This is a genomic window from Caballeronia sp. LZ043 (genome assembly GCF_031451075.1).
Classification (GTDB): Bacteria; Pseudomonadota; Gammaproteobacteria; order Burkholderiales; family Burkholderiaceae; genus Caballeronia.
Map to the genome: position 1 here is coordinate 2,391,275 of NZ_JARUXT010000001.1, position 12,200 is coordinate 2,403,474.

Genomic DNA, 12,200 nt, shown 5'->3' on the forward strand with positions numbered 1-12,200 from the left:
GCCCCCTTTCCTACCGTTTCCCCATGCTCGATAACCTCACTCAACGGATGGCGCGCGTCGTCAAGACGCTGCGCGGCGAGGCCCGCCTCACTGAAGCCAACACCCAGGAGATGCTGCGCGAGGTGCGCCTCGCATTGCTCGAAGCGGACGTGGCGCTGCCGGTGGTGCGCGAGTTCATCGCGAAGGTGAAGGAGAAGGCACTCGGCGAGGAAGTGCTGTCGAGCCTGTCGCCGGGCCAGGCGCTCGTCGGCGTCGTCCAGAAGGAACTGACGGCCGTGATCGGCGGCGATTACGAAGGCAAGGCCGCCGAACTGAATCTCGCCGTCACGCCGCCCGCCGTGATCCTGATGGCCGGCCTGCAGGGCGCCGGCAAGACCACCACCACCGGCAAGCTCGCCAAGCTGCTGCGCGAGAAGCAGAAGAAGAAGGTCCTGACCGTTTCCGTCGACGTGTACCGTCCCGCCGCCATCCGTCAGTTGCAGACGGTGACGGAGCAGGTCGGCGCGGACTTCTTCCCGTCCGAACCCGACCAGAAGCCCGCGGATATCGCGCGCGCGGCCATCGACTGGGCGAAGCGTCACTTTCATGATGTGGTGATCGTCGATACGGCCGGCCGTCTCGGCATCGACGAAGCCATGATGAAGGAGATCAGCGAACTGCACGGGCTGCTCAAGCCCGCCGAGACGCTGTTCGTCGTCGACGCCATGCTGGGTCAGGATGCCGTCAACACCGCAAAGGCCTTCAATGACGCGCTGCCGCTGACCGGCGTCGTGCTCACCAAGCTCGACGGCGATTCGCGTGGCGGCGCGGCGCTCTCCGTGCGTCACGTCACCGGCAAGCCGATCAAGTTCGTCGGCGTCGCGGAAAAGCTCGACGGCCTCGAAGTCTTCCATCCGGACCGCATGGCGAACCGGATCCTCGGCATGGGCGACATCCTCGCGCTGGTCGAGGAAGCACAGCGCGGCGTCGATACCGCCGCCGCGCAGAAGCTCGCCGACAAGGTCAAGAAAGGCGGCGACTTCGACCTGAACGACTTCAAGGCGCAGCTTTCGCAGATGAAGAAGATGGGCGGGCTGTCGTCGCTGATGGACAAGCTGCCGGCGCAGTTCCAGCAGGCCGCGCAAGGCGCGGACATGAACAACGCCGAGAAGCAGATGCGCCGCATGGAAGGCATCATCAATTCGATGACGCGCCAGGAACGCGCCAAGCCCGAGCTCATCAAGGCCGCGCGCAAGCGCCGGATCGCGGCGGGCGCGGGCGTGCACGTGCAGGAAGTCAACCGCATGCTCAATCAGTACGAGCAGATGCGCGGGATGATGAAGAAGCTGAAGGGCGGCAACCTGCAGAAGATGATGCGTGGCATGAAGGGCATGATGCCGGGCATGCGCTGAGCTTCGCTTCCTTGAACCCGCGCTGCGCTCGTCCGACGCGACACAAGGAGCGACACAAGGCGCGGCACAGGGCGCGGGTTTATCATGTGGCGCACGCCGCCGTTTTTTTCCACACTAAGAAGTCTGCCTTTCCCCCGCTTGCCCTATGAATCGCGAAGAAGCCCTGCATATTTTCAGCCATTCCGAAGAGATCGTGACGGCCGCTGAAGTCAACGCCTCGATCGGCAAGATGGCCACGGCCATCAAGGCGGCGACGCAAGACGACTTCCCGCTGGTGCTCTCGGTCATGGGCGGCGCGGCCGTGTTCACCGGCATGCTGCTGCCGCATCTGGATTTCCCGCTCGAGTTCGATTACATCCACCTGACGCGCTATCGCAATGCCATCAAGGGCGGCAGCGAGATGCAGTGGCGCGTGGCGCCGGCGGAATCGGTGAAGGATCGCACGGTGCTCGTGCTCGACGACATCCTCGACGAAGGCGAGACCATGGCCGCCATCCGCGACCGCATCATGGCGATGGGCGCGAAGACGTTTCTCTCGGCGGTGCTGTGCGAGAAGATCATTCCGAAGGCCAAGCCGCTGCGTCCGGATTTCTGCGGCTTCGAAGTGCCGGACCGCTATGTGTTCGGCTGCGGCATGGACGCCAAGGGCTACTGGCGCAATCTGCCGACCATCCGCGCGCTGACCGAGGGCGCATGAGGCTTGTGCGCCTCCAATGAAAAAGCGGCCTTGGCCGCTTTTTTTACAGCTGATGCACGAAAGTGCGTATGCCGGTGAGCATCATCTCGACGGAAATCGCCACCAGCACGAGCCCCATCAGCCGCTCGAACGCCGTCACCACGCGCTCGCCGAGCCATTGCTGGATCTTCTCCGCGAGGATCAGCACGACGGCGCAGACGAGCATCGTCACCGTCAGCGCGCCGATCCACTCGAACATCTTGCCGGGCGCCTGCGAGGTCAGCAGCATCACCGTTGCAAGGGCCGACGGCCCCGCCAGCGCCGGAATGGCGAGCGGCACGATGAGCGGCTCGCCGCCGCGCGAGTCGCCGCCCATGGCGCCGTCCGGATGCGGAAAGATCATCCGCAGCGCGATCAGGAACAGCACGATGCCCCCGGCGATGCGCAATGAAACATCCGTGAGGTTCATTGCGCGCAGGAACCGGTCGCCGGCCAGCATGAATACCAGCAGGATCACGAACGCAATCGCCACTTCCCGCAGCACGACCACGCGACGCCGCTCCTTCGCGACGCCGCGCAGCGCGTTGATGAAGATCGGGATGTTGCCGAGCGGATCGGTGATCAGCAGCAACAGGATCGTCGCCGACAGGAAGTTGTATTGCATTACTTCCCGAGCGCGGCCCGGACCTTGCCCGTCACGACAGCGGCCGCTTCCTCGACCGGCAGCAGCGTGGCTTCGGTATCGCGACGGCCCTGGTACTCGAGCTTGCCTTCCTTGAGCCCGCGATCGCCGATCACGATGCGATGCGGCACGCCGATCAGTTCCCAGTCGGCGAACATCACGCCCGGACGCTCGCCGCGATCGTCGAGAATCACGTCGATGCCGGCTTCCTGCAGCGCGGAGTAAAGCGCATCGGCCTGCTCGCGGACGGCGTCGCTGCGGTCATAGCCCATCGGGCAGATCACCACTTCGAACGGCGCGATAGCTTCCGGCCAGATGATGCCGCGCTCGTCGAAGTTCTGTTCGATCGCCGCGCCCAGCACGCGCGTCACGCCGATGCCGTAGCAGCCCATCTGCATCGGCGCGGGCTTGCCGTTTTCATCGAGGATCGTGGCGCCCATCGCTTCCGAATACTTCGTGCCGAGCTGGAACACGTGGCCCACTTCAATGCCGCGGCAGATTTCGAGCGTGCCCTTGCCATCCGGCGACGGATCGCCCGCGACGACATTGCGGATATCCGCCACTTCGGGTTCCGGCAGATCGCGGCCCCAGTTCACGCCGGTGGTATGGAAATCCACTTCGTTGGTGCCGACGACAAAGTCGCTCATGTTCGCGACCGTGCGGTCGGCGATCACGCGCACCGGCTTCTTCGTGTTGAGCGGACCGAGGTAGCCCGGCGGCGTGCCGAACCACTCGACGATCTCGGCTTCGGTCGCGAAGCGGTATTCCTTCAGGCCCGGCAGCTTGTTGGTCTTGATGTCGTTGAGCGAGTGATCGCCGCGCAGCATCAGCAGCCAGATGGTGGGCTCGGCGCCGTCGTTTTCCGTCGCGAGAATGATCGACTTGATGGTCTTTTCGAGCGGAATGTTCAGCAGTTGCGCGACGGCTTCGCACTTGGCGGCGCCCGGCGTCGGCGTCTTCTTCAGTTCTTCCGTGGGCGCAGCGCGCTGCGCGATGAGCGGCAGCGCTTCCGCGGCCTCGACGTTCGCCGCGAACTCGGAAGCCGGGTTATAGGCGATGTCGTCCTCGCCCGTTTCGGCGATCACGTGGAACTCGTGCGAACCGCTGCCGCCGATGGAACCGTTGTCCGCCGCCACCGCGCGGAACTCCAGGCCGATGCGCGTGAAGATGCGCACATAGGCGTCGTACATCTTGCGATACGACTCGGCAAGGCCGTCGAGGTCCTTATCGAAGGAATACGCGTCCTTCATGATGAACTCGCGGCCGCGCATCACGCCGAAGCGCGGACGGATCTCGTCGCGGAACTTGGTCTGGATCTGATAGAAGTTCACCGGCAACTGGCGATAGCTCTTGATATCGCGGCGCGCGATGTCGGTCACGACTTCCTCGTGCGTCGGGCCCATCACGAAGTCGCGTTCGTGACGATCCTTGAAGCGCAGCAGTTCCGGACCGTATTGTTCCCAGCGCTTCGATTCCTGCCAGAGTTCGGCGGGCTGCACGGCGGGCATCAGCAATTCGAGCGCGCCCGCGCGGTTCATCTCTTCACGCACGATGGCTTCGACCTTGCGGATCGAACGCAGGCCGATCGGCATGTAGTCGTAGATACCGCCCGCGACGCGGCGGATCATGCCGGCGCGCATCATCAGCTTGTGGCTGACGATCTCGGCGTCGGCGGGAGCTTCCTTGAGAGTGCCGATGAAGAAACGGGATGCTTTCATTCAATTTTTCCAAGAGCGGCGCGTGCTGCGCTGCGGGTGAGCGCCGAAGCAGGCGAAACGAGGGTGAACAACGGAAACGGTCGACGGCGTTGCATGGAGCGGAGCTGTGTCTTGCGCCGGCCACTCGCCTGTCTGAAGCGAAGATTTTGCCGCCTTCCGGGTGGTCTGGCAAAGCGTCTGGCGCAGCGTTGCAGACGCGGCGCCGGATTCGTGCCCCGGATTGGGGTTCCTGCCGGTGCGCCAGGCCCGTTAACTGTTTATAATCAAAGCAATTTTAAAGGATTCGAAGGTGGTTGTATGCTGGATCGTGAAGGCTTTCGCCCGAACGTCGGCATCATCCTCTTGAACGCGCGCAACGAAGTGTTTTGGGGTAAGCGACTGCGTGAACATTCCTGGCAGTTTCCGCAAGGGGGTATCAAATACGGCGAGACCCCCGTGCAAGCGATGTATCGGGAGTTACACGAAGAAACCGGTTTGCTTCCTGAACACGTGAAGGTCATGGGTCGCACCCGTGACTGGCTGCGTTATGAGGTGCCGGACAAGTTCATCAAGCGCGAGGTGCGCGGACATTATCGCGGTCAGAAACAGATCTGGTTTCTGCTGCGCATGGTGGGCCGCGATTGCGACATCTGCCTGCGTGCGACGGACCATCCGGAATTCGATGCCTGGCGCTGGAACGAGTATTGGGTACCGCTGGATGCGGTCATCGAGTTCAAGCGCGACGTTTATCAACTGGCTCTCAACGAGCTGTCCCGCTTCCTGCGGCGCACCAACTCCCGCGGCGAACGCGGCGAGCGAGCCGCGCATCATGGGGCGCGCTATCCGCGCGTGCTCCAGACGATAACGATCGAAGCACCTGCGGTAACTGCCTCCGGCGCGGCAGTTCAGGCAGAATGCACGGTCAGCGAAGAAGTGACGGTGATCGTGCAGCAGCGTTCACCGTGCGACTGAGTTCCCTTGTTTCAGGTTCTCGGTTCTTCGCACACTTTGACACTCGGCATGACTTGAAGCGGCAGCCCGGCGATACACTCGCCGGGCTGTTGTTTCCATTTCGCCTTTAGCGCCGGGCGGGGTGCCCGAAGCCCGCGCGCATGTTTCCGGGAAATCCAATTGAAAGTCACAGCTTCACTCGCGTTGCTCGCGGCATCCACGGCCGCACTCGCCGTGCTCGCCGGCTGCTCAAGCTCCAAGACGCCGTCGAATCAGGATGACGGCGTCTTCACCTATCTGCTCGACCGCAAGAGCACCTGGGCCGAAGACAAGATCGACACGATGCCGCCGCTGCCGAAGGAAGCGAATCTGCTGCCCTTCAACGTGTCGCAGAACACGCCGCTCAACTTCGCCGTCGACAAATCCACGCTGACGGTCGGCAATGATGGCGTCGTGCGCTATGTGGTCGTCGTCACGAGTCCGGCCGGGGCGCGCAACGTCAACTATGAAGGCATCCGTTGCGACACGTATGAGTGGCGCCGCTATGCCAGCATCAATGACGATCAGGACGGCTGGGACCAGGGCGCCGCGTTCGACTTCAAACGCATCGAGAACGGCGAACTGAACGCCTACCAGGCCGCGCTCTATCAAGACTACTTCTGCACGAGCAAGCTGGTGGTCGGCACGGCCAAGCAGATTGTCGAGAACATCCAGTACAAGCGCACCCAGCGTTCGATCAACACGCGCTGATCACGGCCGCCACGCATGCAAAAAGCCCGCGGACCTTGCGGTCTGGCGGGCTTTTTTACGGCTGCGGTCTTGATGAACCGACGTCAGACGAGCACCAGGTTGTCGCGGTGGATCAGCTCGGGCTCCAGCATGTAACCCAGCACGCTCTCGATCTCGCCGCTCGGCCGCCGATGAATCAGTCGCGCTTCCGAACTGCTGTAGTTCGTGATGCCGCGCGCCACTTCGCGGCCCTGATCGTCGACGCACGCAATCACCTCGCCACGGCCGAACGCGCCCTTCACGTCGATCACGCCGATCGGCAACAGGCTCTTGCCGTCGGCGGTGAGCTTGTCCACGGCGCCCGCATCGATCACGACGTGCCCGCGCACCTGAAGGTGATCCGCCATCCACTGCTTGCGCGCCGCCATGCGCGCCGTGCGTGCGATAAGCTGCGTGCCGATCAGTTCGCCCGACGCAAGCCGCGTCAGCACGTCGGCCTCGCGGCCGCTCGCGATCACCGTGTTCGCGCCACTGTGCGCCGCGCGCTTCGCCGCCAGGATCTTGGTCAGCATGCCGCCGCGGCCGAGGCTCGAACCGGCGCCGCCGGCCATTTGCTCGAGCTCGGGCGTGCCGGCATCGGCCTGCTCGACGAGCGTCGCGCTGGCATCCTTGCGCGGATCCGCCGTGAACAGGCCGCGTTGATCCGTGAGAATCACGAGCGCGTCGCCTTCGATCAGATTGGCCACCAGCGCGCCGAGCGTGTCGTTGTCGCCGAACTTGATTTCGTCGGTGATGACGGTGTCGTTCTCGTTGATGATCGGCACCGCGCCCAGCCGCAGCAGCGTGAGCAGCGTCGAACGGGCGTTGAGATAGCGTTCGCGGTCGGCCAGGTCGGCGTGTGTCAGCAGGATCTGCGCGGTGCGGATGCCGTGCGCGCCGAAGCTGCTCTCGTACACCTGCGCCAGCCCCATCTGTCCGACGGCCGCCGCCGCCTGCAATTCGTCGATCTCGCGCGGCCGCTTGCTCCAGCCGAGCCGGTGAATGCCTTCCGCGATCGCGCCCGAACTCACGAGCACGACTTCCTTGCCCTGTTCGCGCAGCGCCGCGATCTGCGCCGCCCAGCGGCCGATGGCCGCATGATCGAGCCCGCGCCCGTCGTTGGTGACGAGGCTGGACCCGACTTTCACTACGATTCGCTTCGCTGCGGCGATGACTGAACGCATCGTGCGCTTTCTCCCTCGGAAGGCGTGTTCTTGAAGCTCGTTCTTTGATGCTCGTCGTTACTCTTTGCTGGCCTGGTCGTCGCGGAAACGCACGTCGGCGGCGAGATCTTCCTCTTCCGCCGCGCGCGACGCATCCGAGTGCTGCGAGATGTAGTCGAACACCGCGTAGGTCAGCGCTTCGCAGCCCTGGCCCGTCAGCGCCGAAATCTCGAACACCGGACCGTCCCACTCGAAGCGCTCGACGAAGTCCTTCACGCGCGCTTCGCGCTCGTCTTCCGGCACCATGTCGAGCTTGTTCAGCACGAGCCAGCGCGGCTTTTCATAGAGCTGCTCGTCGTACTTGCGCAGTTCGTTGACGATTGCCTTGGCCTCGGCCACCGGATCGACGTTTTCATCGAACGGCGCCATGTCGACCAGATGCAGCAGCACGCCGGTGCGCTGCAGATGGCGCAGGAAGCGGTGACCGAGCCCCGCGCCTTCCGCCGCGCCTTCGATCAGGCCCGGAATGTCGGCGATCACGAAGCTCTTGCTCGGCCCGACGCGCACCACGCCGAGATTGGGCGCGAGCGTCGTGAACGGATAGTCGGCGATCTTCGGCCGCGCGTTCGACACCGACGAAATGAACGTGGACTTGCCCGCGTTCGGCATGCCGAGCAGGCCGACGTCGGCGAGCACTTTCAGTTCGAGCTTGAGCATGCGGCGCTCGCCCGGCTTGCCCTCGGTCTTCTGCCGCGGCGCGCGGTTCGTGCTCGACTTGAAATGCAGGTTGCCGAGGCCGCCCGCGCCGCCCTGGCCGACGAGCACTTGCTGATTGTGTTCGGTCAGGTCGGCGATCAGCTCGCCGGTTTCCTGATCCGTGATGATGGTGCCGACCGGCATGCGCAGCGTGATGTCGTCGCCGCCCTTGCCGTAGCAGTCGGCGCCGCGGCCGTTCTCGCCGTTGCGCGCCTGGTGTTTCTTCGCGAACCGGTAGTCGATCAGCGTGTTGATGTTGCGGTCCGCGACCGCGTAGACGCTGCCGCCGCGGCCGCCGTCGCCGCCGTCCGGCCCGCCGAACGGAACGAACTTCTCGCGGCGCATCGACGCGCTGCCATCTCCTCCGTCGCCGGCGATGACTTCGATCCTCGCTTCGTCAATGAACTTCATGCGTTGCTCCGTCCCGTGTAATTCGAGCTATTGTGCCGCGACCCGGCGCTGCCGGTCACTGGCCTTGATGAATCCTGCCGATGCGCAATTGCTGCGCATCAAATGAAAAAGGCCCCGCGAACTTCGCGGGGCCCTGGATTTTCGACCTTGCGGCCTTGATCCTTTTTTCGGTCCTGAAGCCCGTGCGTAAAATTTACGCTGCCGGGACGACGACGACCGTATGCTTGCGGGCAGCGCCCTTGGTCACGAACTTCACGTGACCGTCGGCCAGTGCGAACAGGGTGTGATCCTTGCCGATGCCGACATTTTCACCCGGGTGCATGCGCGTGCCGCGCTGGCGAACGATGATGCCGCCTGCGTTGATTGCCTGGCCGCCGTACACCTTCACGCCGAGACGCTTCGACTCGGAGTCGCGGCCGTTGCGGGAAGACCCGCCTGCTTTTTTGTGTGCCATTTGCTTAGCTCCTTAACCGGTGCGCTTACGCGTTGATCGCGTCGATGCGCAGTTCGGTGTAGTTCTGGCGATGGCCAGCGTGCTTTTGGTAGTGCTTCCGGCGACGCATCTTGAAGATGGTCACTTTCTTGTGACGACCTTGGGACACGACGGTAGCCTTGACGGAAGCCCCACTGACCAGCGGCGTACCGAACTGAATCGATTCACCTTCGCCTACTGCGAGAACCTGGTCGAGCGTGATTTCAGCGTCAATGTCTGCCGGTATCTGTTCTACTTTCAATTTTTCGCCGACAGCAACCTTATACTGCTTGCCGCCGGTTTTTATGACCGCGTACATTGAGAACCTCACTCTGAATTCAAACTTGTTTCTCCGGATTTCCTGTAGCTTCCTGGAGATCACGAAGACTTTCCACGCACCACGCGCGGAAAACACGCGATTATACATGGGGTTACGCCCGAGGTCAAAGCGCTTTGCCTGTCGCCGCGCTGAGCCGGGCCCCATGCGAACCCCGGTCAAATGCCGTCGAACGGCGTCCGAAATTCCCTCATACCCGCGGATGCGTGACGGCGTGCCCCCGTCGTCCGGCCGATTCGCCTTATAATCCGCCGGATTACCTTAACCGCCCATCATGTCGTCCACCGCCACTTCCTCCCCCAACGCCGCCGCGCTGCTCGCCCCGATTGCCGAGGACATGCAGCAGGTCAATCGCGTCATCCGGCAGCGCCTGGCATCAGAAGTGATGCTCATCAACCAGATTTCGGAGTACATCATCGGCGCGGGCGGCAAGCGGCTGCGTCCGGCGCTGTTGCTGCTGGTTTCGGGCGCGCTGGGGGACACCACCGGACATCGCCATGAACTCGCCGCCGTGGTCGAGTTCATCCACACGGCAACGCTCCTGCACGACGACGTAGTCGACGAATCCGACCTGCGGCGCGGCCGCCAGACGGCCAATGCGCTGTTCGGCAACGCGGCGAGCGTGCTGGTGGGCGATTTCCTGTACTCGCGCTCGTTCGAAATGATGGTGAGCGTCGGCAAGATGCGCGTGATGGAAATCCTGTCGGTGGCGACAAACATCATTTCCGAAGGCGAAGTGCTGCAGTTGCTCAACATGCACGATCCGGACGTCGACGAAGCGCGCTACATGCAGGTGATCCGCTACAAGACGGCGAAGCTGTTCGAAGCGGCGGCGCAGCTCGGCGCGGTGCTGTCGGGCGCGGATGCGCGCACCGAAGCGGCGGCAGCGGAATTCGGCCGGCGCATCGGCACGGCGTTCCAGATCATGGACGACTGGCTGGACTACACCGGCACGCCCGAGTCGATGGGCAAGAACGCCGGCGACGACCTGCGCGAAGGCAAACCCACGCTGCCGCTCATCTACCTGATGGAGCACGGCACGCCGGAACAGGCGGCGCTCGCGCGCGAGGCAATCGAACAAGGCGGCACGGACCGCTTCGACACGATCTTCCATGCCATCACCACGTCCGGCGCGCTCGATCACACGCTGGAGTGCGCGCGCAAGGAAGCAGAAGCGGCGGCGAACGCGATTTCTTCGTTCCCCCCTTCCATCTACAAAGAGAGCCTGCTAGAATTATGTTCTTACTCGACATCGCGGCAGTCTTGAAAGAGACTAAATCGGTGCAAGAGTCTGAGTCGAGTAGGTCTGCAGTAGTCAGTCAGCAGTAAAAATTCGGGGTGTAGCTTAGCCTGGTAGAGCGCTACGTTCGGGACGTAGAGGCCGGAGGTTCGAATCCTCTCACCCCGACCAGAATTTCCGAAACCCGCATGGTCCGCCATGCGGGTTTTTTGTTTCCGGCGACCGTGTTTCAGCTTGCTTCTCCTGTATCAGCCAGAAGGGCTGGCGGCAAGGTCGGAAACCCCGTCTGCTATATTTCCTTCCATCTCCGCCCCTACCGACCAATCGCGTGGACAGCCTCCCCTTATGGGCGCAAATTTGCGCCATCTTTCTGCTGCTCTTCCTGTCCGGTTTTTTCTCCATTTCCGAAACATCGATGATGGCGCTCAACCGTCATCGGCTGAAGTATCTCGCGAACCAGGGTTCGCTGCGGGCCCGCACTACCCAAGGCCTCCTCGCCAAGACTGACCAGTTGCTGTCCGTGATCCTGATCGGCAACAACCTGATCAACACGATCATCCCGGTGCTGACCACGTCGATCGCGCTGCGCACCTTCGGCCACAACAACATGGTGCTGTCGATCACGACCGGCGTCATCGCGTTCCTCATCATCGTGTTCGCGGAAATTGCGCCGAAGATCGTCGGCGCGACTTATCCCGAGAAGGTTGCGCTGCCCGCGAGCCTGATTCTCGCGCCGCTGATGCGCATCGCGCGGCCGCTCATCTGGTTCGTGAACCTGTTCGCCAACGCGATCCTCGCGGCGCTGCACATCAACACGAAGAACAAGCGCGACCAGCGCATCTCGCCGGAGGAATTGCGCACCATCGTGCTCGAAACCGGCAGCTTCATGCCGACCAAGCACCGCAGCATCCTGCTGAACCTGTTCGATCTCGAGAACATTTCCGTCGATGACGTGATGATTCCGCGCCGTCGCATCGAGGCGCTGGATTTCGATGCGCCGTTCGAACAGATCCTGCATCAGCTCGAAACCTGCTATCACAACAAGCTGCTGGTGTATCAGGGCGACATCGACCGCGTGATGGGCATCCTGCACGTGCGCAAGACGCTTTCGGCGCTGCATAACCAGGAGCTGGAGCGCGAGACGCTGCGCGAACTGCTTGCCGAGCCCTATTTCGTCCCGACAGGAACGCCCGTCTTCCAGCAGTTGCAGTACTTTCAGGAAAGCGGCCAGCGGATTGCCATCGTGGTCGACGAGTACGGCGAACTGCAGGGACTCGTGACGCCCGAGGACATCATCGAGGAACTGATCGGCGAATTCACCACGACCATTCCACGCGGCGCCGGCTCACGCGGCGGCTGGGATGCCAAAGGCGAATGCATCGTGGCGGGCAGCATGCCGTTGCGCGAACTGAACCGCTGGCTGCACCTGACCCTGCCAACCGACGGCCCGAAGACGCTCAACGGCCTGATCCTCGAAACGCTTGAGGACATTCCGGACGGCGACGTCTCGGTGCGCATCGCGGGCGTGACGTTCGAAGTGATGCGCAGCGACGATCAAGCCATCCGCACGGTGAAGATTTTCCAGCCGACACCGCCGGCCCGGCGCAGCGCGCGCTAGCCGTTCGGACGACTGGGCGCACCGGCGTGCAAGCGGGA

12 protein-coding genes and 1 tRNA gene are annotated in these 12,200 nt (G+C 63.1%); 7 read left to right on the plus strand and 6 right to left on the minus strand.

The features are described from left to right. The first annotated feature begins 23 nt into the window (after positions 1-23). Positions 24-1,391, plus strand: a complete 1,368-nt coding sequence (gene ffh / locus QCE64_RS10845) for a signal recognition particle protein (RefSeq protein WP_309918533.1) — start codon at positions 24-26, stop codon at positions 1,389-1,391. A 145-nt stretch (positions 1,392-1,536) separates the two neighbouring features. After that, positions 1,537-2,088 carry a hypoxanthine-guanine phosphoribosyltransferase gene (locus tag QCE64_RS10850; RefSeq protein WP_309809915.1) on the plus strand — a complete coding sequence of 184 codons (552 nt, stop codon included), beginning with the start codon at positions 1,537-1,539 and terminating at the stop codon, positions 2,086-2,088. A gap of 43 nt (positions 2,089-2,131) precedes the next feature. On the opposite strand, the gene QCE64_RS10855 is transcribed toward QCE64_RS10850, so the two are convergent. Continuing rightward, positions 2,132-2,731, minus strand: a complete 600-nt coding sequence (locus tag QCE64_RS10855) for a MarC family protein (RefSeq protein ID WP_309833395.1) — start codon at positions 2,729-2,731, stop codon at positions 2,132-2,134. After that, positions 2,731-4,467: a proline--tRNA ligase gene (locus QCE64_RS10860; RefSeq protein WP_309918536.1), complete on the minus strand. Its 1,737-nt coding sequence runs from the start codon at positions 4,465-4,467 to the stop codon at positions 2,731-2,733. The genes QCE64_RS10855 and QCE64_RS10860 overlap by 1 nt, the downstream gene beginning before the upstream one ends. A gap of 297 nt (positions 4,468-4,764) precedes the next feature. Between QCE64_RS10860 and QCE64_RS10865 the strand changes: the two genes are divergently transcribed. Next, the gene (locus tag QCE64_RS10865) at positions 4,765-5,418 is read left to right on the plus strand and encodes an RNA pyrophosphohydrolase (RefSeq protein ID WP_309809923.1); all 654 of its coding nucleotides are present in this window, start codon (positions 4,765-4,767) and stop codon (positions 5,416-5,418) included. A gap of 159 nt (positions 5,419-5,577) precedes the next feature. Further along, entirely contained in the window at positions 5,578-6,147 is a 570-nt protein-coding gene (locus tag QCE64_RS10870; RefSeq protein ID WP_310003753.1) for a CNP1-like family protein, read from the plus strand. Positions 6,148-6,230: 83 nt separating this feature from the next. On the opposite strand, the gene proB is transcribed toward QCE64_RS10870, so the two are convergent. The 4 genes from proB to rplU all read right to left on the minus strand — a co-directional run bounded on the left by proB (position 6,231) and on the right by rplU (position 9,286). After that, the gene (gene proB, locus QCE64_RS10875; protein ID WP_310003755.1) at positions 6,231-7,349 is read right to left on the minus strand and encodes a glutamate 5-kinase; all 1,119 of its coding nucleotides are present in this window, start codon (positions 7,347-7,349) and stop codon (positions 6,231-6,233) included. 57 nt (positions 7,350-7,406) lie between these two features. Beyond that, entirely contained in the window at positions 7,407-8,495 is a 1,089-nt protein-coding gene (gene cgtA / locus QCE64_RS10880; RefSeq protein WP_309918542.1) for an Obg family GTPase CgtA, read from the minus strand. Between the two features lie 193 nt (positions 8,496-8,688). After that, complete coding sequence (rpmA, locus tag QCE64_RS10885; RefSeq protein WP_014192314.1) at positions 8,689-8,949, minus strand: 50S ribosomal protein L27; 261 nt, start codon at positions 8,947-8,949, stop codon at positions 8,689-8,691. Between the two features lie 25 nt (positions 8,950-8,974). Further along, positions 8,975-9,286 (minus strand): 50S ribosomal protein L21, encoded by a 312-nt coding sequence (gene rplU / locus QCE64_RS10890; RefSeq protein ID WP_008342953.1) that lies wholly within the window; start codon positions 9,284-9,286, stop codon positions 8,975-8,977. Positions 9,287-9,578: 292 nt separating this feature from the next. Between rplU and QCE64_RS10895 the strand changes: the two genes are divergently transcribed. The 3 genes from QCE64_RS10895 to QCE64_RS10905 all read left to right on the plus strand — a co-directional run bounded on the left by QCE64_RS10895 (position 9,579) and on the right by QCE64_RS10905 (position 12,162). Then, positions 9,579-10,571: a polyprenyl synthetase family protein gene (locus QCE64_RS10895; protein ID WP_309918544.1), complete on the plus strand. Its 993-nt coding sequence runs from the start codon at positions 9,579-9,581 to the stop codon at positions 10,569-10,571. 67 nt (positions 10,572-10,638) lie between these two features. Then, positions 10,639-10,715: transfer RNA gene (locus tag QCE64_RS10900), tRNA-Pro, on the plus strand. Between the two features lie 157 nt (positions 10,716-10,872). Next, positions 10,873-12,162, plus strand: coding sequence for an HlyC/CorC family transporter (locus QCE64_RS10905; protein WP_310003757.1), 1,290 nt, complete (start codon positions 10,873-10,875; stop codon positions 12,160-12,162). Positions 12,163-12,200: the final 38 nt, after the last annotated feature.